Below are 23,295 nucleotides of genomic sequence, written 5' to 3'. Positions count from 1 at the left end.
CGGCTGGAAGTGTCGTGCACCCTTCTCGTCAAGTACGGAACAGGCGCATAGCGTCCGGCCTGTCCCCAAGGAGATCAGGATGCGACACTGCTCGACCAACACCCGCCTTGCTCTACTTGCCGGCATTGCGATGGCGGCCGGCGCTCCGGCCCTGGGCATCGCCGCCGATCGCGGCGCCCCCGCCACCACCGTGCGGACGGTGACCGACCACTATCACGGCGTTGCCGTCGCCGACCCGTATCGCTGGCTGGAGGATGGCAGCGATCCGGGGACAGCCGCCTGGTCGGCGGCGCAGAACGACCGCACCCGGGCCTACCTCGATCCGCTTCCGGCGCGCCGGCCCCTGCGCGACCGCATCATGGCCGTCGCCTCGCACACCTCGCCGTCGTATCACTCCCTGACCATGGCGGGCGGCCGGCTGTTCACGCTCACCGTGCAGCCGCCGAAGCAGCAGCCGATGGTGAGCGTCATGCCGGCCTCGGCGGATCCGGCGCAGGCGCGCGCGGTGGTCGACCCGAATGTCATCGATCCATCGGGGCAGACCGCCATCGACTGGTTCGTGCCGTCCCCGGACGGCAGGCGGGTCGCTGTGTCGCTGTCGCGCAACGGCAGCGAGGACGGCACCGTGCATGTGTATGACGTGGCCACCGGCCACGAGACCGGCGAAGCGGTGCCACGCGCGCAATATCCGACCGCCGGCGGATCGCTGGCCTGGCGCGCGGACAGCTCGGGCTTCTGGTACACGCGCTATCCTGGCCGCGAGCGTCCGGACGCCGACCGGCATTTCTTCCAGCAGGTGTTCTATCATCGCATCGGCACCGACCCGGCGACCGACAGCTATGTGCTGGGGCGCGACTTTCCGCGCATCGCGGAAATCCAGCTCGACAGCCGGGAGAACCCGGACGCCGTGCTGGTGTCGGTGGCGAACGGCGACGGCGGCGAGTACGAGCACTACGTGATTGCTGCCGGCGGCGGCCCGGGCGGTGACCATGTGGAGCAGGTGACCCATTTTGCCGACCAGGTGGTCGCCGGCACGATCGGACCGGACAACATCCTCTACCTGGTGTCCAAGCGGGATGCGCCACGCGGCAGGATCCTGGCGCTGGAGCTCACCGACCTCGCCCTGTCGCACGCGAGACTGCTGGTCCCGCAGGGCGAGGGCGCGATCGAGGGCGGCGGCGAATTCGGTGGCGAGGCGGTGGCGGTGACGCGCGACGCGCTCTACCTGCGCGAACTTGCCGGCGGCCCGTCGCGGGTGGCGGTCTTCGCCCATGACGGCACGCCGAGGGGCGAGATCGCGCTGCCGCCGATCGCCGCGGTGGACGAACTCGAGCCGACGCCGGACGGCCATGTGCTGTACAGCGTGCAGACCTACCTGCAGCCGACGCGGGTGCTGTCCTACGACGAGGCGACCCGGCGATCGGCGCCGACCGGTCTCGCCGAGACCAGTCCGGTGAGGTTCGACGATGCCGAGGTGGTGCGTATCTTCGCGACGTCGAAGGACGGCACCCGGGTGCCGGTGAACATCATCCGCCGTCGCGGTGCTCCCGCCGATGGCCGGCGACCCACCCTGCTTTATGGCTATGGCGGCTACGACGTCTCGATGACGCCACGCTTCGCCGGCGCGGCGACGCGGCTGTGGCTGGATGCCGGCGGCGAATATGCGGTCGCGAATATCCGTGGCGGCGGCGAATACGGCGAGACCTGGCACAGCGACGGCGCGCTGACCCACAAGCAGCACGTGTTCGACGATTTCCTCGCCGCCGGCCACGCGCTGATCGCGCACCACATCACCTCGCCGGCGCATCTTGCCATCCTCGGCGGCAGCAACGGCGGCCTGCTGATGGGTGCGGCGCTGACGCAGGCGCCGTCGATGTTCCGTGCCGTGGTGTCGCTGGTCGGCATCTACGACATGATGCGCATCGAGCTCGACCCGAACGGCGCCTTCAACGTGACGGAATTCGGCTCGGTGAAGGATCCGGCGCAGTTCCGGGCGATGCTGGCCTATTCGCCGTACCAGCATGTGCGCGACGGGGTGCGCTACCCGGCGGTATTCATGGCGACCGGCACGCATGACGGACGGGTCAATCCGGCGCAGTCGCGCAAGATGATCGCGCGCCTGCAGTCGGCGACCGCGTCCGGCTATCCGGTCTATCTTTCGATCAGCGACAAGGCCGGGCACGGCATCGGCAGCGCGCTCAGCGTGCGCGTCGACCAGCAGGCGGACTACATGGCGTTCCTGTTCGACCAGCTCGGCATGAAGCTGCCGCCCGGAGGCTGATCAGGAGAGAGCAGAAACGAAACCGGCTCCCCGCGAACGGGGAGCCGGCTCGTCAGGCGCGAGAAATCAGGTCCGGCTTACTTCTGGTAGCCAGCCTGGCGGATGGTCCGGTTGGTCGAGGCCTGCGCCGAAGCAAGCGCCTGATCGACCGTCTGCTGGCCGGCGAGCGTCGCCGCGACGGTCTGGCCGACGCTGGTGCCGATCGCCTGGAACTGCGGGATGCCGACATACTGGGCGCCGGTATAGGGCCGCGGGTTCTTGGTCTGGCCGGTCGGGTTGGAGTGGTTGATGGCGTCCTCGACGAAGGACGAGAACGGCGCAACCTGCTTGTACTCGGGCGCCGCGAACGACGAGGCGCGCGTGCCGGGCGGAATGGTGACCCAGCCATCGGTCTGCGCGACCAGCTTGATGTAGTCCTTCGAGGTCGCCCAGGTCACGAACTGGCGGGCGGCGTCGAGATGCGGCGAGCTCTTCGGGATCGCCAGGTTCCACGACCACAGCCAGGTCGGACCGCCGGTGAAGCTGCCGGTCGGCGACGCCGCGAAGCCGACATTGTCGGCCACGGTGGACTGCTTCTTGTCGTAGACGATGCCGGCCGCCGAGGTGGCGTCGATCCACATGCCGCAATGCCCGCTTGTGAACAGCGACAGGTTCTCGTTGAACCCGTTCGAGGACAGGCCCGGCGGTCCGTCGGCCTTCAGGATGTCATCATAGTAGGTGAGCGCCTGCTTCCAGGCGGCGGTGTTGATGGTCGGGTGCCAGTGCATGTCGAACCACTGGCCGCCCATCGCCGTCACCAGCGTCGAGAAGTAGGCCATGTTCTCGCCCCAGCCCGGCTTGCCGCGCAGGCAGATGCCGTAGATGCCATGCGACTTGTCGGTGATCTTGTCGGCGAATTCGCGGATCTGGTCGTAGGTCGGCGCTGCCGGCATGGTGATCCCGGCCTTCTTGAACAGGTCGGTCCGATACAGCGTCATAACGCTCTCGGCGTAGAACGGCAGCGCGTAGAGCTTGCCTTTGTAGCTGATGCCCTCGCGCACCGGGGCCAGGATGTCCTCGGCGTCGAAGCCCGCCGGCAGGTTGTCCATCGGCTCGATCCAGTTCTGCTTCGCCCATATCGGCACCTCGTAGTTGCCGATGGTCAGCACGTCGAACTGGCCGGCGTGGGTGGCGATGTCGGTGGTCACGCGCTGGCGCAGCACGTTCTCCTCGAGCACCACCCAGTTCAGGTGGATCCCCGGGTGCGACTTCTCGAACACCGGCGTCAGCTTCTGCATCTGGATCATCTGGCCGTTGTTGACGGTCGCGATCGTCAACGTCGTGTCGGCCTGTGCCGAGCCCGCAAGCGCCATCCCGGCGGCGGCCACGGCGGCCGTCAGCCCGTGCTTCTTGTTCATCTTCATAAACGTCTTCCCCCTGCCGGCGGTCAGCTCATCCAGTTGCCGCCGTCGATATTGTATGTCTGCGCAACGATATAGTCCGAGTCCGGGCCGGCTAGGAAGAGGGCCAGTCCGGCGACCTCGTCGGGACGCGCCATCCGGCCGAACGGTACCGACGCGGCGACCTGGCGCTTCTTCTCGCCGGGCTGCAGGCCCTCGTAGCGGGCGAAGCGGGCATCGACATCGTCCCAGTGCTCGTTGTCGACCACCCCGGGCGCGATGGCGTTGACGTTGATGCCATGCCGGATCAGGTCGAGCCCGGTGCTCTGGGTCAGGCTGATCACCGCCGCCTTCGAGGAGCAGTAGATCGCCACCAGCGGCTCGCCACGCCGCCCGGCCTGGGAGGCAAAATTGATGATCTTGCCCCCGCTTCCCTGGGCGATCATCTGCTTCGCCACCGCCTGCAGGGTGAACAGCAGTCCCTCGACATTGACCGCATAGACCCGCTGGTAGCTGGCCCGGGTTATCTCGACGGTCGGGGCGAGGTCGAAGATGCCGGCGTTGTTGACCAGGATGTCGATGCGGCCATAGCGCGCAACCACCGCCGCCACCAGCGTGTCGATCGAGTCCTGGCGGGTCACGTCCAGCGCCAGTCCGATGCAGCCGCCGCCGATCTCGGCCGCTGCCGCCTGGGCGCCGGCTTCGTTGAGGTCGGCGATCACCGCGATGGCACCCTCGCTCGTGTAGCGCTCGGCGATGGCGCGGCCGATGCCACGCGCGCCACCGGTGATGATGGCGACCTTGCCCTGCAGGATCATGCCTGCCTCTCCTTCGTCGATGGTGTCGCGGATGGCCGGCATGCCCGGCCATAGATGCGCAGCACGTCGCGCACGCTCTCGATCAGCAGCGTGCGGGCCAGCGGCGGAATGGCGCCGAGCATGACGCGCTCATGCAGCCGCGGCAGGTGCTGGCTGACCAGCGTCTCAGGGATCGGGCTGTCGCCGAGACGGCCCAGCAGCGCGTCCACCGCCGCCTGCGCCGCCGGCACCGGCCAGTAGTAGCGGATGCGGTCGCTGTAGCTGTAGTGGCGCAGCAGGCGCTGCTCGTCGAACGTGCCGGGATAGTGGCTCCGCCAGTGCTTCGGCTCGGCCAGCATCACCGTCTCCATGGTGTCCACAAGCCGGTCGTGTCCGGGATGCAGGATGCCGTCGATCGCGTCCAGCCCGTACAGCGCCTCGCGCAGCGCGAAGGTCAGGCCGGGACCGACCTTCAGGATCGGATAGCCGTCCTGCACCAGGCGCCGCAGGCTCGCTTCCGGCTGGTAGTCGGTGGAATGTGCCTCGAACACCAGTCCCGGCATGGCGTCGAGGGATGCGCTCAAAGCCAGCGCACGCTCCGGCGCATACACCGCGACGTTCTCGTGCCCGAACTCGACGCCGGGCTGCACCACGATCGCCAGCACCCGGCGCCAGGCGTCGCCCTTCGCCACGTCGCGGAAGGCGTCCGCATGGACGGCGTAGGTGGCGAGGACGGCATCGGCCTCGGTCGGCTGCAGATGGTCGAGCGCCTCGAGCGCGCCGCCGGGGGTCGGGACCTCGGTGCCGATGACGTACACCGCCTGCCCGGGGGCGGCATGCTCGGCGGCGGCGGCCAGGCGGGCGGCGCGTCCGGCGGTCTGGGTGTCGTCCAGGGCAGCGGGCTCCCCCGCGCAGCCCATGCTGGCATCGAGATGCAGCTTCACGTAGCCGGCTTCGGCGTAGCCCGCGATCATCCGCTCGGCGCGCGCCATCGCCTCGTCCGCCGGCAGGTGCTTCCAGGGATTGGGTCCGAGATGGTCGCCGCCCAGGACGACGCGCTCGCGTGCGAAGCCCACATGATCCGCAATGCCGTGCACGAAGTCGCGGAAGGCGGCGGGCGTCATGCCGGTATAGCCGCCCTCCTGGTTGACCTGGTTGCAGGTCGCCTCGATGAGGACCTCGGTGCCGTCGTCGCGTGCCTGCAGCAGCGCCGCCTCGATCACCAGCGGATGCGCCGAACAGATCGACACGAGACCGGCGGGCACGCCCTGCACGCGCGCGGCGGCGAGGCGGGTGAGGGCCGGGCTTGTCACGTGGCGTCTCCGGCCTGGCTGGAGATCAGGGCGTCGAGGTCGGCGAAGCTGCTGGCGCCTTCCATCGGTCCGCGTACTCCGACAGCGAGCGCACCGCTGGCGGTTGCATAGCGCAGGCTGTCCGCAGCACCCATGCCCATCAGGCGGCAGGTGACGAAGGTGGCGCCGAAGCAGTCGCCGGCGCCGGTCGGGTCGATCTCCGCGACGCCGAAGGCCGGTGCGTGATGCGCGCCGTCACGATCGTAATGGCTGGCACCGTCCGCCCCGCGCTTGACCACGATCTCGCGCACCCCGAGCGCCAGGATCTCGGCGATGGCGCCGGCTTCGTCGGTCGCCGTGGTCAGCAGGGTGAGTTCCGGCCCGCTCGGCAGGAAGATGTCGCAGCGTCGCAGCATCTCCTGCAGCGCCGCGCGCATCCCCGGGGCGCGCAGGATCTCCTTGCGCACGTTGGGGTCGAAGGAGACGGTGCCGCCGCTGTCGCGAACCCGCGCCACTGCCCCGTTGGCCGCCTCGATCAGGTGGTCCGAGAACAGCGACGAACCCATCACGTGCAGGTGGCGGCAGGACCGCAGCAGGCGCTCGGCGGCATCGTCGATCCGCATCGCGCCGCTGGCGCTGTGCCGGATGTTGAAGACGAAGTCGCGCTCGCCATCCTCGCGGTAGCGCACGAAGGCGCTGCCGGTGACCAGGTCCGGATCGATCCGGATGGCGCCGACATCGACGCCGTCGCGCTGCAGGCGCTCGATATTCAGGCGGCCGAAATCGTCGTCGCCGACGCAGGCGATCATGCCGGCCGGCGCGCCGAGCCGTGCCACCTGGTCGATGAAGATCGCCGGCGCGCCGGACGGGAACGGGCCGATCAGGGGGAGCGGTTCGCGGAAGCCCTGGCCGGGCGTCTCGGCCATGATCTCGACCAGGATCTCCCCGATGGTGACGATCATCCCGGTCGATGCGTCTGGCATCCGGTGGCTCCTTCTGTCCGGCCGCCCGAGGTCGTAGCGTTTTCGCAAGCAGACCGCGAGTGGGCGGCAAGCCTGGAGCACATGATGGCGCGCGCGAAGAAGGCTGTATCCCATCCGATACGCATCGGCATCGGCGGCTGGAACTTCCCGGAGTGGCGGGACAATTTCTATCCCAAGGGACTGCGGCAGGCCGACGAGCTGGCCTATGCCTCCGCCCGGCTCGGCTCGATCGAGATCAACGGCACCTTCTACCGCACCCAGACGCCGCAGACCTTCCGGTCATGGCGCGACGCGGTGCCGGAGGACTTCGTGTTCTCGGTGAAGGCCGCGCGGGGTGCCGCGCAGCGCAAGGACGCCAGCGAGGCGGCGCCGGCGATCGAGCGGTTCCTCGGTTCCGGGTTGACCGAGCTGGGACCGGCGCTGGGGCCGATCCTGTGGCAGCTGCCGCCCGGGCGGCGCTTCGACGCGGACGCGCTGGCCGCCTTCCTCGACCTGCTGCCGGCGGAGCGTGACGGGATCGCGCTCCGTCATGCGCTGGAGGCACGGCATCCAAGCTTTTCGAGCGACCCGGCGCTCAGGCTGATCGAGCAGCGCAACGTCGCGCTGGTGGCGCTCGACCTCGACCCGCAGGCGCCGGGGACCGAGACCGGCTATCCGCTCACCGCGGACTTCGCCTATCTGCGCCTGCAGGCGACACGCGACGAGGAACCGCTAGGCTATGCCCCGGAGCATCTCGATGCCTGGGCCGCGCGGCTGCGCGCACTGTCGCGGGAGCGGCCGGTCTATGCCTACGTCATCTCCGGCGCCAAGCACCGCGCCCCGGCAGCCGCGCAGGAGCTGATCCACAAGCTGAAAGCGTGAAACCCAGGTCACATCTTGCGGTGCGGCAGGTGCAGCCTTTAATGACACCCGTCCGGCCATGGTGGCCGGTCGAGACGTTCTCAGGGCGGGGTGAAATTCCCCACCGGCGGTGATTATGTCCGGCTCCCGGCTTCGGCCTGGAACCGGCCGTTTCAGCCCGCGAGCGCCTGCCAATTTCGGCAGGGTCAAGCAGACCCGGTGTGATTCCGGGGCCGACGGTATAGTCCGGATGGGAGAGAACGCGGTTCGGCACGCCCGTCCCTGAAGGGATGTGCGCGTGCCCGTACAACCGTGCCCTCCTGTCCGCATGCCCCGGGTGCGTCCGCAGGGACGGGGTGGATGCAGCAGGGCACGACGCAGCAGGTCGATCCGGACGCTATCGCGCTGGCCTATCAGGCCGCGATCGCCGAGGCCGTGCGCCGTGTCGGCGCCACCGCGCCCAATCCGCCGGTCGGCTGCGCGATCCTCGATGCGCAAGGGCATATCCTGGCGGTGGCGGCGCACCATCGCGCCGGGGAGCCTCATGCGGAAGCGCTTGCGCTGCGCCGGTGCGAAGCCGCCGGAGTGCTGGCGCGGGCGGCCACCGCCGTCGTCACCCTCGAGCCCTGCAACCATGTCGGCCGCACCCCGCCCTGCACCGGGGCGATCCTGGCGAGTCCGATCCGTACCGTCTGGATCGGCGTGCGCGATCCGAACCCGCGCGTGGCCGGCGGTGGCGCCGGGCGACTGCGCGATGCCGGCCTCGACGTGCATATGGCCGCGCCGGACAGCCCGCAAGCTCGCGACTGCCTGGCGCTGATCGCGCCGTTCGCCAGCGCCTTGCGCGGACGTCCCTGGGTCACCGTCAAGCAGGCGCTCGATTTCGACGGCGGCATGATCCCGCCACCCGGCGCCCGCACCTTCACCTCGCCCTCGTCGTTGCAGCTCGCGCACCGGCTGCGCCGCGCCACCGATGCGATCGTCACCGGGCTCGGAACGATAATCGCCGACGCGCCCGAATTCACCGTCCGGCATGTCGCCGATCATCCGGAGCGCCGTCGTGTCATCGCCGTACTGGACCGCGGCGACGGCCTGCCCGCAGCCTGGCGGCGGCAGGCCGAAGCGCGCGGCTTCAGGTTACGCACGGCGCCCGACCTGCCGGCCCTGATGCAGGGGCTGCGTGACGACGGGGTGCTGTGGGCCATGGTCGAGGCCGGCCCGCGCCTGCTCGCGAGCCTGCGGCGCACCGATCTGTGGGATGACTGGCTGACCATACGCCGGCAGCCGGATGCCGGGGATCTGGTCAGCGTGCGCGCCCGCACCGCGACGACGCCGTTGCGACTGATCGACGGGATCCCCTCGGAAATCACTTTGGAACAGGAGGCCACATGTTCTCCGGCATCATAGAAACCCTCGGCCGGGTACGTGCCGTCGAGCCGGGCGGGAAGGATATCCGGCTGGTGCTGGACACCAGCCTGACCGACCTCGCCCTTGGCGAAAGCGTCGCGGTCAACGGCGTCTGCCTTACCGTCACGTACAGCGACGCCGGCGGGGCCGCGATCTTCTTCGTCAGCCCGGAGACGCTGCATCGCACCTCGCTCGGACGGCTTGGCGAAGGTGATCAGGTCAACCTTGAGCGGGCGGTGACGCCGACCACGCGGCTGTCCGGCCACATGGTGCAGGGCCATGTCGACGGCACCGCAACGCTCGCCTCGGCGACGCCGCAGGGTGACGCCTGGGCCGTGCAGCTCGACGTGCCGCAGGCGCTGCGGCGCTATTGCGTCGAGAAGGGGTCGATTGCGCTGGACGGCATCAGCCTGACCATCAACGCGATAGGAACCGCCAACGCCCCGGACCACTTCAGCCTCGCGTTGATGATCATCCCGCACACCTGGGAGCACACCACCCTCGGCCGGCTGGTTCCGGGTGCGTCCCTCAATGTCGAGGTGGACGTCATCGCCAAGTATGTGGAGCAGCTATGCCAGCCCCGGACCTGAACCCGCCCCCGCTGCAGATCCCTGCTCCTCTCGCCGAGGCGATCGCAGCACTGCGGGACGGCCGCATGGTGATCATGGTCGATGACGAGGATCGCGAGAACGAAGGCGACCTGGTGCTGGCCGCCGAGCACGCGACGCCCGAGGCGGTGAACTTCCTGGTCACGCACGCCCGCGGGCTGGTCTGCCTGGCGCTGGAGGCCGACCAGCTCGACCGCCTCGGCCTGCCGATGATGGTGCGCAACAACACCGCGCCGCGTGGCACGGCCTTCACCGTCTCGATCGAGGCACGTGACGGTGTCGATACCGGCATCTCGGCGCATGACCGCGCCCGCACCATACAGGTCGCCGCCGCGCCGGATGCGCGCGCCGACGACCTGGTGTCGCCCGGCCATGTCTTTCCGCTGCGCGCTGCCCAGGGCGGCGTGCTGGCACGAGCGGGTCACACCGAGGGGTCGGTCGACATCCTGCGCCTTGCCGGGCTCAGGCCGGCGGCGGTGATCTGCGAGGTGATGAGCGCCGACGGCAGCATGGCGCGGCTGCCCGAGCTGCGCGAGTTCGGCACCCGGAACGGCATCCCGATCGTTAGCATCGCCGACCTGGTACGCTACCGGCTGGCGCTGGCCGCGAGCGGCGCCAACGCGGCCCTGTTCAACCCGCTGCCGGATCGCCTCGATCCGGTCGGCAGCGCACGCCTGCCGAGCGCGTTCGGCCAGGTGCATGCCGGCGGACCGGATGGCGCCTTCACCGTGCATGCGTTCCGCGATCCCCGTGACGGCATCGAGCATCTTGCGATCGTCAGCGGCGACCTCCAGTCGTGCGACGCGCCGCTGGTGCGGCTACATTCCGAGTGCCTGACCGGGGATGCACTCGGCTCGCTGCGCTGCGATTGCGGCGAGCAATTGCGTCGCGCCCTGCACCTGATTTCGGGAAGCCCCGGCGGGGTCCTGGTCTATCTGCGCGGCCACGAAGGGCGCGGCATCGGTCTTGCCAACAAGATCCGCGCCTATGCGCTGCAGGACCAGGGACTGGATACTGTCGACGCCAACCACAGGCTCGGCTTCGCCACCGACGAGCGCGACTGGGGGATCGCCGCGCGCATCCTGCGTCAGCTGGCGGTCGAGCGGCTGGATCTGCTGACCAACAATCCCGACAAGATCCGCGCCTTGCGTGCCAACGGCATCGATGTGCGCCGGCAGGTCCCGCTGGAGATCGTGCCCAATCCGCACAACCGCGCCTATCTCGAGGCGAAAGCGATGCGGCTCGGCCATGGCCGGCAGCCCGATCACGCTGCCGCGGCGCAGTGAACCGTCAGCTGGAGACATACGCATGAGCAAGCCGGACGCAACGGGCGACGCGCCGCTCCTCGCCTTCGAGACGCCACCGCGCCTCGCTTTGGTGGTCAGCCGCTTCAACACCGACGTCACCGGCGGTCTGCGCGCGGGCACCGTTGCGTGGCTGGCGGAGCATGGCATCGGCCTGCGTGACGAGGACATCTTCGCCAGTCCCGGCGCCTTCGAACTGCCGCTGCTGGCGCAGGCGCTGGCGCGTACGCGGCGCTATGACGGGGTGATCTGCCTCGGCTGCGTGATCAAGGGCGATACAGCGCATTTCGAGTTCATCAGCCTGGGTGCGGCAACCGGCCTGATGCAGGCGTCGCTCGTCACCGGCGTACCGATCGCGTTCGGCGTGCTCACCACCTACACCGAGGAACAGGCGGTGGTGCGTTCGCGTGACGACGCCCACAACAAGGGCAGGGAGGCGGCGGCGGCGTGCGTGGAGAGCATCGCAATCCTTCAGGAGATCGCGAGGAGAGACTGAATTTCTGTCGACTTCTCGAAGCGGGATGCTCGATACTCCTGTTGCCTGATGGGTGTGGCGACGGAGGCAGCGTGTGTCCGTTCTTCTCGACCAGTGGCTTGATTTTGCCGTGCATCACTATGTCTGCGTCGGATTGGGCGCCATCGTGTTCGCCGTGCTCCTGAACCTGGCGCTGCTGCGCGGACCCGACCTGATCGTCTCGATGCGCCATTTGCGGCACTGAAGCCCGGCTGGGCCAGGGTAGCAGCAGGGACTGCGATCGGACCGGGCACGCGGTCGGCAACGTCCCAGCCGCCAGGTGCCTCTTACCGTGCGACCAGGTCGACTTCCGTCAGGGTGTCGGCAGTCGCCCGCTGACCCTGGGCCTGCAGGAGAGCCTGTTCGGGGTCGTCCACATTCAGGAAGTCCAAGGCGCCCTGCCGGTACGACTCCGTCGCGGCATTCAGCGTCAGCCGGCTCTGCCGCACCACCTCGAGCGCCTGCCGGCGTTGGCGCTGGGTCCGGGCGTAGCCGGTGAGCGCGTCATCGACGTCGCGCCTGTTGCCGAGTCCGGCGGTCTGGAAGGCCAGCCTGCCTCGCGCAGGTCAGGACGCCGGCGCGCCAGTTGCGAGGGCAACCCGACCCGCCCCGACCGATCAGGCCAGCACGTGGTCGCGCTGCAGCTCAGCCACCATCTCGAATGAATGCCGGCGTGCCTCGTGATCGTAGATCTGCGCCGCCACCATCAGCTCGTCCGGGCGGTGCATCTCGATGAAGCGTTCTATTCCGTCCCGAACCGCGAGCCGGTCGCCAACCACCGCGGCACTGAGGGATCGCATGATGCCGGCCGCCTCCATCGGCGACCACAGCTCGTCCATGCTGTCGACCGGCGGCTGCAGCTTGATCGGCTGGCCGCGCCGCAGCATCATGAACTGCTGCTGTGCCGAGGTGAACAGGCGCCGGGCCTCGCGCCCGGTGTCGGCGGCGAACACGTTCACGCCGAGCATCACGTGCGGCTTGTCGAGTGCATCCGACGGCTCGAAGCGGCCGCGGTACAGTTCGATCGCGGTGTCCATCAGGTCCGGTGCGAAGTGCGAGGCGAATGCGAACGGCAGGCCGAGCATCGCGGCGAGCTGCGCGCTGTACAGGCTGGAACCGAGCAGCCAGATCGGCACGTCCAGGCCGGCGCCGGGAACCGCCTGCACCGCCTGGCCCGGCACCGCCGGCTGGAAGTAGGACTGCAGCTCGACCACGTCGTTGGGAAAGCGGTCGGCGCTGCCCGGATCGCGCCGCAACGCCAGCATGGTGCGCTGGTCGGAGCCCGGGGCGCGGCCCAGGCCCAGATCGATGCGGCCAGGATGCAGCGCCGCCAGTGTGCCGAACTGCTCGGCAATGGTGAGCGGCGCATGGTTCGGCAGCATGATGCCGCCCGAGCCGACCCGTATGCGGCTGGTGCCACCCGCCACATGGGCGATGACCACGGCGGTGGCCGCCGACGCGATGCCCGGCATGTTGTGGTGCTCGGCGACCCAGTAGCGCCGGTAGCCCAGCGCCTCGGCGTGGCGGGCGAGGTCCAGGGTGTTGCGCAGCGCCAACGCCGCGTCGCCCCCCTCGATGATCGGGGACAGGTCGAGGACGGAGAACGGGATCATCTTCGTAACATGGGAAGGTCTCGCACGGCTGCCAAGTGGCGGACTACGCTTGATCCCGTGCATGCACCGGGGACACGCTTCGCGCTTGGCTATGGGATCCTGCTGGCCTTCCTGTCGCCCCGGGCCGATGCCCAGACCGCGTCCGGCGGGGCTCAGCCATTCACTCTTACGAAGCCGGCCCCGGGGGCGCAGGCGCTCAGCCTGAGCGACAGCGTCACCGCCTCGCCGATACATACCATCATCCCGCGCATCACCGCCGGCGAGCAGCCACGCGAAGTGCTCCATGACACCCAGACCGGCACCAGGACAGAGGAGTTCGGCACCGCCTACAGCTATGCCAACCCGCTCTACGGCACCAACCATGTCGGTGTGGACGAGGTGGGCGGCACCCAGGGCGGCGGCGGCGCCGGTGTCCCGAACATCCTGAGCTTCGTCGTGGCACGCTGGGGCTATCCGCCGAAGCCGCTTCCCTCAATCGCCGGACTGGATACCAGGCCGGTGCCGCCGGATGTGAAGCTGATCCGCTACCTGATGCGCGCCGACCCGGTGCGCTTCCCGGATCAGGACGCGGCGAGGGTGATGGACCTCGCCCTGCACAGCATGGGACGCGCTGCGACGACACAGATCGAGATCGCTCCCGCCCCGGCGAACCTGGACCCGCAGGCGCAGGCGGAGTTGCTGCGCAGCGTTGCCCTTGCGCTGGTGCACGAGGGGGTGCATCCGGCGGCGATCCTGTTCCACGGGACGCGCATCCTGCCGCGCGGGATCGAGGAGCGCGGAACGCCGGTGCCGGGCCACCGCATCAGCCTGGTGCTCGTCGCCGATGGCGAGGGCGGCTGAACTGCGTCGGCGGCAAGGCGGCTGCCGTCCTTGATCCATGATATCGCCCCGCGACCCGTGGCGCGGTGCATGCACGGCATGCATCCCGCAACCATGCAGGGTATACCCACCGGTGCAGCAAGGGGGGGTTTGATGGTGCGTCGACTGCGTCGGCTGTTGGCGTGCTGCCTGCTGCTGCCGGGCGGGCTGCCGGCGCATGCGGATCCGGCGCTGCACTGGCACAGCGCCAGCGGGCTGCTCGCCGATGGCCGCAGCTATTGCGCCCTCAAGTTCGACCAGGACGGCGAGGCGACCCTGGCATTGCGCTACGATGCCGGCTCCGACCAGCCGACGCTGTCGCTGAACGTGGCGGCCTGGCCGGTGCAGGTGGATCGCCCGACTTTCAGCTTCGACCGCGCCGGAACGTTCGTGCCGCTCGGCGAGAGCGGTCCGGTCGGCCTGGTGGCGCCGATCTCGATGGCCGACCTGGGGCGCTTCCTGGATCCCGCGCAGACACTGACCCTCTCGACGCCGCAATGGCCGACGCGGGCGGTACGCATCGACATGCAGCCGGGTGACGAGGCAATCCAGAACTTCAGGCTGTGCGTGCAACTGCACCAGCCGCCGGCGCCGGTGGAGGATACCGGTCAGAACGGGTAGGTCAGCCGCCCCATCATGGCCTGCGAAGTGTATCCCGGCGCAGGCGACGCGTCGCAGGCCAGTCTGCCTGCAAGCTTGCGGATGGTGGACAGCTCCAGGCCAGCCGGCAGGGTGGCGACGGCATCGGGCAGCCGCGACGTTGCGTTGAAGCTGGTGCTGGCCGGTGCGATGGCGAAGCACGCGGTGCTGCTCCAGTGGTTTTTGACGCCCACTTTTTTCATGGGACGGCGAGGCCGGTCGCAGCATCGATGGCCTGATGGGCTGCCTCGAGGGCGAGCTATCCCGTCCGGGATCCCTGCCGCCGCGCCACTTGCGCAGGGCGGACGGCATACGCTCCCTGCAGGAAGCCTCCAGCAGCCATTTCGGCACCACGCCGACTGCCATGCTGCTGCGCCAGCGTCTCGAACAGGCACGCGCCGGCCTTCGCCGGGGCAAGGCGCTGGCTGTCCATCTGCCGGTGCAGGCGACGCTGTCGGCGGCGGGCCTGGTGTATCGCAGCCGCAACCCCGCGCTGCCGCGAGCGTAAAGCGTAGCATTGTTGCCGCCGCCGCCCCTGGGCGCCTTGGCAGTGCTCGCGTGAGTAACCTGGTCCAGTCAAGCGGGTAGCGCATCGCAGAGGATCGGCGTGGTCGCGGCGGTAGCAGTCCCGGCACTGTGCTGCATCTTGCCCTACCGATTACCCTGGCGGCGGTGGGGCACAGCGCACTTTCAGTGAGGCAGAGATGAAATTTCGCAAACTTGGCGACAGCGACATCACCGTATCCGAGATCGCGTTCGGATCGTGGCTGACGACGTCCGGTGGCGTCGAGAAGCAGACCGCAATCGCCTGCGTCCACCGTGCGCTCGATCGCGGCATCACCCTGATCGACACGGCCAACGTCTACGGCCGCGGCGCCGCCGAGACGGTGCTGGGCGAGGCGCTGGCAGGCCTGCCGCGTGACAGCTACGTGCTGGCCACCAAGCTCTATTTCCCGATGAGCGACACCGATCGCGGCCTGTCCCGGGCACAGGTGCACAAGCAGATCGACGCTTCGCTGGCGCGGCTGAGGGTCGATCACGTCGATCTCTACCAGTGCCACCGCTATGACGCCGATGCGCCGCTCGAGGAGACGATGGAGGCGCTGACCGAGATCGTGAAGGCCGGCAAGGCACGCACACTCGGCTTCTCGGAATGGCCGGCGGACCGGATCGCCGCGGCGCTGGCTCTGCCGGGCGTTACGAAGTTCGTGTCCAGCCAGCCGCAGTATTCGCTGCTGCACCGTGATCCGGAGCGCGAGGTCATGCCACTCTGCGCACGCTCGGGGATTTCGCAGATCGTCTGGTCGCCGCTTGGCCAGGGCGTGCTGACGGGCAAATACGCCCCCGGCGCCAACGTGCCGTCCGACAGCCGCGCCGCCAGCGAGGCGATGAACGGCGCCTTCCGCAAGCAGTGGCTTGAGCCGCCGGTGCTGGAGGCGGTGCAGGCGCTGAAGCCGTTGGCGCAGCAGGCCGGCCTGACACTGGCCCAGTTCGCCATCGCCTGGGTGCTGCGCGAGGCCAATGTCGCTTCGGCCATCATCGGCGCATCGCGGCCCGACCAGATCGACGAGAACATCAAGGCGTCCGGCCACGACGTGCCGCCTGGCCTGTTCGTGGAAGCCGAGCGCATCATCGGCCGGGTCGTCTAGCGGTCGGAGTGGTATGGGCGGCGAGAGTGGTACGGGCGGCCGGACTCGAACCGGCATGGGCGAGGCCCTACGGATTTTAAGTCCGTTATGTCTACCATTCCATCACGCCCGCGCGCACGCGGCTGCTTGAACCTACAGGGCGAGCCGCGGCCACCGCAAACCCGGGAGCGAAACGCGGCTACCGGCCCTAGCCCATGCGCAGCAGCGCCGCGCCGTGCAGCCGGAGCCAGGCCTCCGCGCGCTGCCGGTGCGGGGTCAGCGCCGCCACCAGGGCCCAGAAGTTGGCTCCGTGATCCAGGTGGCGAAGATGCGCCAACTCGTGCGCGACGACGTAGTGCTGGATCTCCGGCGGGGCCATCACCAGGCGCCAGCTGAACATCACCACGCCGTCGGACGAGCAGCTGCCCCAGCGGCTACTGGTATCCTTGATCGCGAGCCGTCGTGGCCGCAGGGCGGCACCAGTCGCGACCGAGGCCTCGGCGATGCCCCGGGCCAGCGCACCCAGCACATCGCGTGCCTCGCCACGCAGGAAATCCAGCACCCGGCGCTGCAGGAAGGCGTGATCGCCGCTGACCCGGATCTCGCCGGCCTCGACCCAGACGCCGCGACGCGCCTGCGGATGGTGGCGGATCACGTGCGGCACGCCACTGAGCGAAACCATGGCCTCCGCATCGAAAACCACGTGGCCAGGGAGTGCCGCCAGCTTGCCGGAGATCCAGCCGGAGTGGGCGTGCAACAGGGCAAGTCCCGCTTCCCGGGTGATACGCGGGGGCAGCGTCACCACCACCGTTCCGGCGCGCGGGTCGATCCGTAGCGAGACCCGCCGCGCCTGCCGTGACCGCTGCCATCGTATCGGCGTCTCGCCGCCCGCGAGCAGCAGCATTTCCGGCGGCGGCGCCATTCCGGTGCGCTTCTGGCCCGCGCGCTTCTGGTCCGTACGCTTCTGGCCGGTACGCTTCAGCTTGCGGACCGGCTCCCGGCTCATGAAGCCCGCTCGACCCGTCGCCGGCGCATCGTCGGTGGCACCGCCGGCCGGCCGATGGCGCGCGGCGTACGCCCGGGCCAGTCGACGACATGATGCTCGATCGGACCGGCCTCGCGCTCGCCGACGACCCGGCCGCGCACCGAGATCCCGGCCTCGTGCACGCTCTCCGCCCGGCCGGAGACCAGCGGATGCCACCAGGCGAGGTCGCGACCTTCCTGCAGGCGCCGGTAGCCGCAGGAGGGCGGCAGCCAGTCGATCTCGGGCAGGCTCTGCGGGGTGAGGCGCACGCAATCCGGCACCTTGCGCTGCCGCTTCGCGTAGTCGGCGCACTGGCAGCTCTCGGGATCGAGCAGGCGACAGGCGACGTTGGTGAAGATGACCTCCTCGGTGTCTTCGTCGCGCAGCTTGTGCAGGCAGCAGCGGCCGCAGCCGTCGCAGAGCGATTCCCACTCCTGCGTGGTCATCTCGTCCAGGCGCTTGCGCTTCCAGAAGGGCTCGGTCATGCGCCGGAAGAATAGGGCGACCGCCGGCAGGCTGGAAGTGCCGGCTAATGCCGGGTCAGGAATGCAGCACCGGCGAGCAGGAACGCCAGCACCAGGCTGGCGGCGAGGCCTGGGGCGAGCTGTGGCAGCCAGATCCAGCGCAGCCGGTCGAAGCGCTTGGCGCCGAGGCTCGCGGCCGCCCGCGCCTCGCCGCGTTGCAACTGCCAGAACGAAGCCAGGACAGGCGTCAGCAGCACCGGCAGCGCCAGGGCGAGGCGCCATACACGCAGCCCGGCCGGGCTGGGGGGATGGTTCAGCAGCACGGGCAGGATCGCGGCGGTGATCGCGCCTGGCAGCATGAGCGCGATCACCGCCAGCTTGGGCCAGGCCCTCAATCAGGCGTCACTTCGCGCTGATCCAGGCTTCGAACCGGCGTCCCAGCGGTTCGAGTTGAGCTGCCCAGAAATCCTCGTCGAGCATGAGCGTGTCGGCATGTCGCGGCACCGGAGCCGCCGGTGCGGGTTTGTCGGTCGAGGCGGTTGCCCCCGGAGGGTCTGCGGCCGTGGCGGTCGTCGACGGGCTCGGGTTGGCCTGGGCGAGATAGGCTGCGGCGAATGCCTGCGCCCGGTCCGGTTGCCGGGTGAAGTCCAGGAGGTGCCGGGCGACGTCACGCGCTGCCGGGCCCGCCGATCGGGTGATGCCCCAGTCCAGCACGTCGCCCAGGCTTTGCTGCCACTGGGTGCCGAAATGCCGGTTGCCGAGGCGATCGGCCGTGGCGATCTCGCCACTCGGAGCACTTGTCATCAGCACGGCACCGCTCTCTATGATCTGCACCGCCTCGGCCGGGGTCTGCCACCAGACGATGTAGGGTTTGAGCTGGTCGAGCTTGCGGAAGGCGCGGTTGATGCCGTCCGGCGTCTGCAGGGTGCGATAGATGTCGGACGGCGCCACCCCGTCGGCCATAAGCGCAATCTCCAGCGTGCCACGCGGATCACGCTTGAGGCCGCGCTTGCCGGGCCGGCGCGCGACGTCCCAGAAATCCGCCCAGGTCGGCGTGGAGTCCACCCGGCCCTTGTCCCAGGCCAGCACGATGCTCTCGCGCCAGGCGCTGACGCCGCACCCGGCACCCGTACTGTCCGGCCTGTCGGCGCGATCGCCGGTGCCTCGCGGGTCGGGGATGAAGAGTCCCTGCCGGCAGGCCACCCGGAGCGGCGCCTCCTCCATCAACACCAGATCCCAGCCGACGGCGCCGCTCGCCGCTCGCTTCTGCAGCGTGGACAGGCTGCCGTCCCAGCCCTGGACATGCAGGGCGATGTCGGTCTGATCGTTGAACGGCTTGAACAGGGTGGCTTGCTGCGCCTCCTGCAGGCCGCCGCCCAGGGAGGCGACCTGCAGCGCGTCCGGATGCGCGCTCGCCTGACGAGACACGGCGGCACGGGAGGCCGTCGGGGTCGGGGGCTCGGCAGCGGCGCCGCCGCACGCCAGTGCAGGCAGAAGCCAGAGCACCGGAGCGCACCGGAATGGCGATCTGCTCGGTCGGATCATCTCTCGAGGGTCGCAGCGGCGCTCAGGACGTGGACTTTCTCTCTTGCGATGGACGGGCTGGGCTAAGAACCAGGAGCTGGGCACAAGGCGGCTGGGCGAAAGCGGATAGTGCATAGAGCAGGTTGCGGCGTGCTGGAACAGGCCGGCCGGGCGTCCGGCCTTCTACGCCCGGCTACATGTCGGGGGCCGGAAAGGCGATGGCATGCGACGGCTGCCAGGCGAGTTCCGCCGGGCGGTCGCGCTTGAGCTGGGAGGTGGGCTGCGATGCCGGCCGGTGCACGACCATCTCGCCGCCGCCGGCGAGCCGGAAGCGCAGCCTGAGATGGTCGCCCAGATGAACCGTCTCGGAGAGCGTCGCGGGCAGTACGTCGCTGCCGAGCTGGCCGTCTCCGGAGGCGGAAGGCGCGCCCGACAGGAAGGCGACCGCGACCCGTTCCGGCCGGATGCAGACGATGCACAGCATGCCGGCCTGCAGGCCCTCGGCAGCCATAGCCTCAACCGTCGGCCCGGCGCTCAGGCGGACCAGCGCCACGTCGTCCTCGATGTCCTGAACCTGACCGGTGAGGCTGTTGGCGCCGCCGAACACGGTGGCGACGGTCTCGTCCGCCGGCCGGTCGAGCAGCTCGGGCGCGGTCGCAAGCTGGCGCAGTCGCCCACGATCGAGAATCCCGATGCGGCCGCCCAGCGACAGCGCGTCCTCGCGGTCGCTGGTGGCGAGCAGGAGGCCAAGACCGCGCGCGGAGACAAGCTGGCGCAAGACCTGATGCAGCTCGCGCCGCGATACCGGGTCCAGGGCGGCGAACGGATCGTCAAGCAGGATGAAGGCCGGATCGGCGGCCAGCGCACGCGCCAGCGCCGCGCGTACCGTCCGAGCCGGGGAAAGGTCGCGCGGCCTGCGATCCGCGTCGGCTTCCAACCCGAGCAGCGCGAGCAGCTGGTCGACCCGGTGGGTGCGTTCCGGTTCCGGCACCCGCCGCGCGCGCAGCGGAAAGCCGATATTCCGCCGCACGGTCAGGTGCCGGAACAAGGGGTCTCGTGCCGAGATCAACCCGATACGGCGGTCGCCAGGTGGCAGCGCCGCGACATCGCGTCCATCGACACGGATCCGGCCGGCTGCGGCTGGAAGATGGCCGGCGATGGTGTCCAGCAGGTCCGGCGCGCCGCCGTCGCGGAGACCCAGCAAGGTGATGCTTTCGCCGCCGCCAACGGACAGCGACAGGGCCTGGTTAGCCGTCGCCGGATTGCCCGCCGCCGCGGTCGACAGCAGGAGATCCTGCACCTCCAGGGCCCTCTCCGGGCTCATCGGACGGGTGCAACTTGTCCGATTGCAACACGTTCGAGCGCTACATTCATAAGGGGGCTTATCATGGCTGTTTCCGACAAGGTCAAAGATGCTGCGCAGGATACCCAGGAGCAGCTTCAGTCCCTACGGGCCCAGGTCGAGCAGCTGTTGAACGAGCGTGTCACGCCGGCCCTGGCCGACGCAGCCGGCAAGGCTGAATCCGCGGTCACCAGCGCTCGCGACCTGACCAATACCCAGGTCAAGAACGTGTCGGAGCAGGTTCGCGGGCAGCCGCTGATCGCGATCGCGATCTCGGCGGTGGTCGGATACTTCCTCGGCCGCATAGCGCGCTGATCCGGCCCGGGGCATGAAGGTCGTCGAACTCGCCAAGACCGCCGCTTCGTCCGAAGGGCTGCTTCTTCAGAAGACTGCACTGCGCTTTGCCCGGCGTGCCGCCTTCCTGGTCGTGGCGGCCGTGTTCGGGTTCTTCGCATTGATCTCGGTGCACGTAGTGCTCTGGACCCTATGCGAGGGCCCCTGGCACACCGGCAAGGTCTGGGCATCCGTGATCGTGCTCGGGGTCGACGTTCTGTTTCTGGTGGTGTTCCTTCTTCTGGGGCGCGGCAAATTGCCGGATCCGGTTGAGGTCGAAGCCAGGATAGTTCGCGACAGGGCGTTGCATGATCTGCGCAACGCCGTCGCCCTGACGGCAGTGACCAGCACCATCATGGGTCCGGCTGGACGCTATGCTGGACGTGGCGCTTTCGCAGCAGTGCGAAGCCTGCTGCGCCGTCGCAAGCCTTCCAGGCCGCTACGCTGATCGCAGGCGCAACGCGAGGTCGTCCATCTCGCGTTGCGTCCTGATCGCGGCTTCGGCGGCGGTCTGCAGCGTCTGCTTCTCCATCAGCATTTCCACCGACCGGTGGCCCGCGCGTGACAGCGTGAGGACGGTGCGGGCGTGATCCACCTCGGCCGCCGCCACCTGGCACGCAATGAGCGCCTCGCCGATCGCCTTCCGGCCGATGGGCAGCCACCGTGCGAAAGCGTCCACGCAGTCGTCGCCACCTGCCATGCTGGTCGCCATCGTCATCTCGCGCGACAACGCGGCTTCCTCGACTTCCAGGCGGCGGCTAGCCGCGTGTTCACGCACCAGCGCTCCGGCCACCGTGCGTTTCGCATCGTCGAGTTCCGCATCACGCAGGCGTAGCAGGGTGATGAGCGGGTTCCGGCTCATGTCGCGTGCCCGACAGCAAGTGCCTGTTCCAGCAGTTCGAAGCTGGTCTCGATCCCGGTCGCTCCGCCGCGATCCTGTCGCAGCAGGGCCTCGATGCGCGGAGCCAGCACGATGGCCTCATCTACCGCCGGATCGCTGCCGCTGCGATAGGCTCCGAGACGGATCATGTCAGCCATGTCGGCATGGAGCGCCAGGACCTGTCTTGCCTTGCGGGTCAGCAGGTTCTGCCTTGCATCGTTGCAGCCGGGCACCGAGCGCGACAACGACCGCAGCACGTCGACCGCCGGATAGCGGCCACCTTCGCCGATCTTGCGGTCGAGCACGACATGCCCATCCAGGATGCCACGCACGGCGTCGGCGACCGGCTCGTTGTGATCGTCGCCCTCGACCAGCACGGTGAACAGGGCGGTGATCTGCCCCGCGGTGCCATCCGGCAGCATCGGACCCGGTCCGGCACGCTCCAGCAGGCGTGGCAACTCGGCGAACACACTCGGTGGATAGCCTCGCGTCGCCGGCGGCTCGCCGGCCGAAAGCCCGATCTCCCGCAGCGCCAGGCAGAAGCGGGTCACGCTGTCCATCAGCAGCAGCACCGACTTGCCCTGGTCGCGGAAGTGCTCGGCAACGGTCATGGCGGAATAGGCGGCCTCGCGGCGCATCAGGGGCGGGGTGTCGGACGTGGCGATGATCACCACGGAGCGTGCCAGCCCCTCGGCACCGAGATCGTCCTCGATGAACTCGCGAACCTCGCGGCCGCGCTCGCCGACCAGGGAGATGATCGTGACGTCGCACTTGGTCTGCCGCGCCAGCATGGAGAGCAGCGTCGACTTGCCGACGCCGGAGCCTGCGAACAGCCCGAGGCGCTGGCCCTCGCGGCAGGTGGTGAACAGGTTCATCACCCGCACACCGAGATCCAGCCTTGGCCCCAGCCGGGCGCGCAGCGTTGCCTCTGGGGGGCCGGCGCGCACCGGGCGGGAGACCGGACCAAGCGGCAGCCTCCCCTTGCCATCCATCGGGCGGCCGAGCGGATCCATAACCCGTCCGAGCCAGGCGTCCGTCGGCGCCAGCCGGCCGGGTATCGCTCCCGCACCGATGGCATAGGTAGCGCCGCTTCCCGGCCCGATCCCGTCGAGCGAACCGTATGCCATGGCGCGGGCCAGGCCGCTCCTGAAGCCGACGATCTCGGCCTGCACCGGCTGCGGCTCACGTCCACGCAGCAGGATACGGTCACCGACGGCCACATGCCGGTCGAGGCCCGACAACTCGACCGCCAGTCCACTGATCCCCGACACCTGACCGGAGACATGGAAGGCCGACACATCGGAGAGGGACGCGCGCACGGCGTCGAGACGTGAGCTCAGGTCATCCAGGGCCGGCACGTCAGTTCTCCCGCAATCGCCATCCGTCTCCTAATTGAATACAACCCAGACGGTTAATTTTTGATTATCAGAAAAATCTAGAGATGCTTTTACGTTTATCTATCGACATAATGCAACCCAAGGTGGTAACGTTTGGTCAACGAAAACTCCTGGTGGTGAAAATGCGTGTGCTTCTGGTCGAAGACGACGTCGCTTCTGCCCGCGGGACCATTGCGGTCCTCAAGGGC

Annotated in this window: 27 protein-coding genes, 1 tRNA gene and 1 riboswitch; of the genes, 13 read left to right on the top strand and 15 right to left on the bottom strand. The window is 69.1% G+C overall.

What is annotated here, in order from left to right; all coding sequences use genetic code 11:
- Nucleotides 1-79: 79 nt before the first annotated feature.
- Nucleotides 80-2,281 carry a prolyl oligopeptidase family serine peptidase gene (locus tag FE263_RS14275; RefSeq protein ID WP_240759619.1) on the top strand — a complete coding sequence of 734 codons (2,202 nt, stop codon included), beginning with the start codon at nt 80-82 and terminating at the stop codon, nt 2,279-2,281.
- A 77-nt stretch (nt 2,282-2,358) separates the two neighbouring features.
- Here the strand turns inward: FE263_RS14275 and FE263_RS14270 are convergent, their stop codons facing one another.
- Genes FE263_RS14270 through FE263_RS14255 form a run of 4 tightly spaced genes read right to left on the bottom strand, consistent with a single transcriptional unit; the run spans nt 2,359 to nt 6,732 of the window.
- Entirely contained in the window at nt 2,359-3,684 is a 1,326-nt protein-coding gene (locus FE263_RS14270) for an ABC transporter substrate-binding protein (RefSeq protein ID WP_408886196.1), read from the bottom strand.
- Between the two features lie 23 nt (nt 3,685-3,707).
- A complete protein-coding gene (locus tag FE263_RS14265; RefSeq protein WP_138326710.1) occupies nt 3,708-4,478 on the bottom strand; it encodes an L-iditol 2-dehydrogenase in 771 nt (256 codons plus the stop codon).
- Complete coding sequence (locus FE263_RS14260; RefSeq protein ID WP_138326709.1) at nt 4,475-5,770, bottom strand: D-tagatose-bisphosphate aldolase, class II, non-catalytic subunit; 1,296 nt, start codon at nt 5,768-5,770, stop codon at nt 4,475-4,477. Before FE263_RS14260 ends, FE263_RS14265 begins: the two co-directional genes overlap by 4 nt.
- The gene (locus tag FE263_RS14255; protein WP_138326708.1) at nt 5,767-6,732 is read right to left on the bottom strand and encodes a tagatose kinase; all 966 of its coding nucleotides are present in this window, start codon (nt 6,730-6,732) and stop codon (nt 5,767-5,769) included. The genes FE263_RS14260 and FE263_RS14255 overlap by 4 nt, the downstream gene beginning before the upstream one ends.
- 84 nt (nt 6,733-6,816) lie before the next feature.
- Here FE263_RS14255 and FE263_RS14250 point away from each other — a divergent pair, with 84 nt between their 5' ends.
- From FE263_RS14250 to FE263_RS22150, 6 genes are all read left to right on the top strand, one after another.
- Nucleotides 6,817-7,593 carry a DUF72 domain-containing protein gene (locus FE263_RS14250; protein ID WP_138326707.1) on the top strand — a complete coding sequence of 259 codons (777 nt, stop codon included), beginning with the start codon at nt 6,817-6,819 and terminating at the stop codon, nt 7,591-7,593.
- A 72-nt stretch (nt 7,594-7,665) separates the two neighbouring features.
- Nucleotides 7,666-7,838: riboswitch (FMN riboswitch) on the top strand.
- A gap of 94 nt (nt 7,839-7,932) precedes the next feature.
- Nucleotides 7,933-8,979 carry a bifunctional diaminohydroxyphosphoribosylaminopyrimidine deaminase/5-amino-6-(5-phosphoribosylamino)uracil reductase RibD gene (gene ribD, locus FE263_RS14245; RefSeq protein ID WP_138326706.1) on the top strand — a complete coding sequence of 349 codons (1,047 nt, stop codon included), beginning with the start codon at nt 7,933-7,935 and terminating at the stop codon, nt 8,977-8,979.
- Nucleotides 8,961-9,569: a riboflavin synthase gene (locus FE263_RS14240; protein WP_138326705.1), complete on the top strand. Its 609-nt coding sequence runs from the start codon at nt 8,961-8,963 to the stop codon at nt 9,567-9,569. The genes ribD and FE263_RS14240 overlap by 19 nt, the downstream gene beginning before the upstream one ends.
- A complete protein-coding gene (gene ribB / locus FE263_RS14235) occupies nt 9,551-10,873 on the top strand; it encodes a 3,4-dihydroxy-2-butanone-4-phosphate synthase (RefSeq protein ID WP_138326704.1) in 1,323 nt (440 codons plus the stop codon). Before FE263_RS14240 ends, ribB begins: the two co-directional genes overlap by 19 nt.
- A gap of 22 nt (nt 10,874-10,895) precedes the next feature.
- On the top strand, nt 10,896-11,387 hold the full coding sequence (ribH, locus tag FE263_RS14230) for a 6,7-dimethyl-8-ribityllumazine synthase (RefSeq protein ID WP_138326703.1): 492 nt from the start codon (nt 10,896-10,898) through the stop codon (nt 11,385-11,387).
- A gap of 73 nt (nt 11,388-11,460) precedes the next feature.
- Entirely contained in the window at nt 11,461-11,610 is a 150-nt protein-coding gene (locus FE263_RS22150) for a hypothetical protein (protein WP_171034117.1), read from the top strand.
- A gap of 82 nt (nt 11,611-11,692) precedes the next feature.
- On the opposite strand, the gene FE263_RS14225 is transcribed toward FE263_RS22150, so the two are convergent.
- On the bottom strand, nt 11,693-11,956 hold the full coding sequence (locus tag FE263_RS14225) for a TolC family protein (protein ID WP_138326702.1): 264 nt from the start codon (nt 11,954-11,956) through the stop codon (nt 11,693-11,695).
- Between the two features lie 66 nt (nt 11,957-12,022).
- Nucleotides 12,023-13,018, bottom strand: coding sequence for an LLM class flavin-dependent oxidoreductase (locus FE263_RS14220; RefSeq protein WP_138326701.1), 996 nt, complete (start codon nt 13,016-13,018; stop codon nt 12,023-12,025).
- Nucleotides 13,019-13,027: 9 nt separating this feature from the next.
- Here FE263_RS14220 and FE263_RS14215 point away from each other — a divergent pair, with 9 nt between their 5' ends.
- Together FE263_RS14215 and FE263_RS14210 are read left to right on the top strand one after the other, a co-directional pair.
- The gene (locus tag FE263_RS14215) at nt 13,028-13,858 is read left to right on the top strand and encodes a hypothetical protein (protein ID WP_138326700.1); all 831 of its coding nucleotides are present in this window, start codon (nt 13,028-13,030) and stop codon (nt 13,856-13,858) included.
- A gap of 132 nt (nt 13,859-13,990) precedes the next feature.
- Nucleotides 13,991-14,497, top strand: a complete 507-nt coding sequence (locus FE263_RS14210) for a hypothetical protein (RefSeq protein WP_138326699.1) — start codon at nt 13,991-13,993, stop codon at nt 14,495-14,497.
- On the opposite strand, the gene FE263_RS14205 is transcribed toward FE263_RS14210, so the two are convergent.
- Complete coding sequence (locus FE263_RS14205) at nt 14,485-14,709, bottom strand: hypothetical protein (RefSeq protein WP_138326698.1); 225 nt, start codon at nt 14,707-14,709, stop codon at nt 14,485-14,487. The two genes, FE263_RS14210 and FE263_RS14205, sit on opposite strands and share 13 nt — an antisense overlap.
- Before the next feature lie 44 nt (nt 14,710-14,753).
- Here FE263_RS14205 and FE263_RS14200 point away from each other — a divergent pair, with 44 nt between their 5' ends.
- Both FE263_RS14200 and FE263_RS14195 read left to right on the top strand, forming a co-directional pair.
- On the top strand, nt 14,754-15,023 hold the full coding sequence (locus FE263_RS14200) for a helix-turn-helix transcriptional regulator (protein ID WP_138326697.1): 270 nt from the start codon (nt 14,754-14,756) through the stop codon (nt 15,021-15,023).
- Nucleotides 15,024-15,219: 196 nt separating this feature from the next.
- Entirely contained in the window at nt 15,220-16,164 is a 945-nt protein-coding gene (locus tag FE263_RS14195) for an aldo/keto reductase family protein (protein WP_138326696.1), read from the top strand.
- A gap of 27 nt (nt 16,165-16,191) precedes the next feature.
- Here the strand turns inward: FE263_RS14195 and FE263_RS14190 are convergent.
- From FE263_RS14190 to FE263_RS14165, 6 genes are all read right to left on the bottom strand, one after another.
- A tRNA-Leu gene (locus FE263_RS14190) sits at nt 16,192-16,276 on the bottom strand.
- A 75-nt stretch (nt 16,277-16,351) separates the two neighbouring features.
- Entirely contained in the window at nt 16,352-17,149 is a 798-nt protein-coding gene (locus FE263_RS14185; protein ID WP_338086729.1) for a M48 family metallopeptidase, read from the bottom strand.
- Nucleotides 17,146-17,652, bottom strand: a complete 507-nt coding sequence (locus FE263_RS14180) for a YcgN family cysteine cluster protein (protein ID WP_138326695.1) — start codon at nt 17,650-17,652, stop codon at nt 17,146-17,148. Before FE263_RS14180 ends, FE263_RS14185 begins: the two co-directional genes overlap by 4 nt.
- Nucleotides 17,653-17,696: 44 nt before the next feature.
- Nucleotides 17,697-18,026 (bottom strand): ABC transporter permease subunit, encoded by a 330-nt coding sequence (locus FE263_RS14175; RefSeq protein ID WP_138326694.1) that lies wholly within the window; start codon nt 18,024-18,026, stop codon nt 17,697-17,699.
- Between the two features lie 7 nt (nt 18,027-18,033).
- On the bottom strand, nt 18,034-19,137 hold the full coding sequence (locus FE263_RS14170) for an extracellular solute-binding protein (protein WP_171034116.1): 1,104 nt from the start codon (nt 19,135-19,137) through the stop codon (nt 18,034-18,036).
- Between the two features lie 211 nt (nt 19,138-19,348).
- Nucleotides 19,349-20,479 carry an ABC transporter ATP-binding protein gene (locus FE263_RS14165; protein WP_138326692.1) on the bottom strand — a complete coding sequence of 377 codons (1,131 nt, stop codon included), beginning with the start codon at nt 20,477-20,479 and terminating at the stop codon, nt 19,349-19,351.
- Between the two features lie 63 nt (nt 20,480-20,542).
- Here FE263_RS14165 and FE263_RS14160 point away from each other — a divergent pair, with 63 nt between their 5' ends.
- Both FE263_RS14160 and FE263_RS14155 read left to right on the top strand, forming a co-directional pair.
- Nucleotides 20,543-20,812, top strand: coding sequence for a hypothetical protein (locus FE263_RS14160; RefSeq protein WP_138326691.1), 270 nt, complete (start codon nt 20,543-20,545; stop codon nt 20,810-20,812).
- 13 nt (nt 20,813-20,825) lie between these two features.
- The gene (locus FE263_RS14155; protein WP_138326690.1) at nt 20,826-21,278 is read left to right on the top strand and encodes a hypothetical protein; all 453 of its coding nucleotides are present in this window, start codon (nt 20,826-20,828) and stop codon (nt 21,276-21,278) included.
- Here FE263_RS14155 and FE263_RS14150 read toward each other — a convergent pair.
- Together FE263_RS14150 and FE263_RS14145 are read right to left on the bottom strand one after the other, a co-directional pair.
- Nucleotides 21,270-21,692: a flagellar FliJ family protein gene (locus tag FE263_RS14150; protein ID WP_138326689.1), complete on the bottom strand. Its 423-nt coding sequence runs from the start codon at nt 21,690-21,692 to the stop codon at nt 21,270-21,272. The two genes, FE263_RS14155 and FE263_RS14150, sit on opposite strands and share 9 nt — an antisense overlap.
- On the bottom strand, nt 21,689-23,059 hold the full coding sequence (locus tag FE263_RS14145; protein ID WP_456306574.1) for a FliI/YscN family ATPase: 1,371 nt from the start codon (nt 23,057-23,059) through the stop codon (nt 21,689-21,691). Before FE263_RS14145 ends, FE263_RS14150 begins: the two co-directional genes overlap by 4 nt.
- Between the last annotated feature and the right edge of the window lie 236 nt (nt 23,060-23,295).

The organism is Lichenicoccus roseus, from assembly GCF_005844085.1.
Lineage (GTDB): Bacteria > Pseudomonadota > Alphaproteobacteria > Acetobacterales > Acetobacteraceae > Lichenicoccus > Lichenicoccus roseus.
The sequence above is the reverse complement of the archived record's forward strand: the minus strand, read 5'-3'. Positions and strand labels throughout refer to the sequence as shown.

What these genes read in the sequence shown, in the direction of transcription:
- FE263_RS14275 (WP_240759619.1), top strand. Translation starts at nt 80, where the DNA reads ATGCGACACTGCTCGACCAACACCCGCCTTGCTCTACTTGCCGGCATT.
- FE263_RS14270 (WP_408886196.1), bottom strand. Translation starts at nt 3,684, where the DNA reads ATGAAGATGAACAAGAAGCACGGGCTGACGGCCGCCGTGGCCGCCGCC.
- FE263_RS14265 (WP_138326710.1), bottom strand. Translation starts at nt 4,478, where the DNA reads ATGATCCTGCAGGGCAAGGTCGCCATCATCACCGGTGGCGCGCGTGGC.
- FE263_RS14255 (WP_138326708.1), bottom strand. Translation starts at nt 6,732, where the DNA reads ATGCCAGACGCATCGACCGGGATGATCGTCACCATCGGGGAGATCCTG.
- FE263_RS14250 (WP_138326707.1), top strand. Translation starts at nt 6,817, where the DNA reads ATGGCGCGCGCGAAGAAGGCTGTATCCCATCCGATACGCATCGGCATC.
- ribD (WP_138326706.1), top strand. Translation starts at nt 7,933, where the DNA reads ATGCAGCAGGGCACGACGCAGCAGGTCGATCCGGACGCTATCGCGCTG.
- FE263_RS14240 (WP_138326705.1), top strand. Translation starts at nt 8,961, where the DNA reads ATGTTCTCCGGCATCATAGAAACCCTCGGCCGGGTACGTGCCGTCGAG.
- ribB (WP_138326704.1), top strand. Translation starts at nt 9,551, where the DNA reads ATGCCAGCCCCGGACCTGAACCCGCCCCCGCTGCAGATCCCTGCTCCT.
- ribH (WP_138326703.1), top strand. Translation starts at nt 10,896, where the DNA reads ATGAGCAAGCCGGACGCAACGGGCGACGCGCCGCTCCTCGCCTTCGAG.
- FE263_RS14220 (WP_138326701.1), bottom strand. Translation starts at nt 13,018, where the DNA reads ATGATCCCGTTCTCCGTCCTCGACCTGTCCCCGATCATCGAGGGGGGC.
- FE263_RS14215 (WP_138326700.1), top strand. Translation starts at nt 13,028, where the DNA reads ATGGGAAGGTCTCGCACGGCTGCCAAGTGGCGGACTACGCTTGATCCC.
- FE263_RS14210 (WP_138326699.1), top strand. Translation starts at nt 13,991, where the DNA reads ATGGTGCGTCGACTGCGTCGGCTGTTGGCGTGCTGCCTGCTGCTGCCG.
- FE263_RS14200 (WP_138326697.1), top strand. Translation starts at nt 14,754, where the DNA reads ATGGGCTGCCTCGAGGGCGAGCTATCCCGTCCGGGATCCCTGCCGCCG.
- FE263_RS14195 (WP_138326696.1), top strand. Translation starts at nt 15,220, where the DNA reads ATGAAATTTCGCAAACTTGGCGACAGCGACATCACCGTATCCGAGATC.
- FE263_RS14185 (WP_338086729.1), bottom strand. Translation starts at nt 17,149, where the DNA reads ATGAGCCGGGAGCCGGTCCGCAAGCTGAAGCGTACCGGCCAGAAGCGT.
- FE263_RS14180 (WP_138326695.1), bottom strand. Translation starts at nt 17,652, where the DNA reads ATGACCGAGCCCTTCTGGAAGCGCAAGCGCCTGGACGAGATGACCACG.
- FE263_RS14165 (WP_138326692.1), bottom strand. Translation starts at nt 20,479, where the DNA reads ATGAGCCCGGAGAGGGCCCTGGAGGTGCAGGATCTCCTGCTGTCGACC.
- FE263_RS14160 (WP_138326691.1), top strand. Translation starts at nt 20,543, where the DNA reads ATGGCTGTTTCCGACAAGGTCAAAGATGCTGCGCAGGATACCCAGGAG.
- FE263_RS14155 (WP_138326690.1), top strand. Translation starts at nt 20,826, where the DNA reads ATGAAGGTCGTCGAACTCGCCAAGACCGCCGCTTCGTCCGAAGGGCTG.
- FE263_RS14150 (WP_138326689.1), bottom strand. Translation starts at nt 21,692, where the DNA reads ATGAGCCGGAACCCGCTCATCACCCTGCTACGCCTGCGTGATGCGGAA.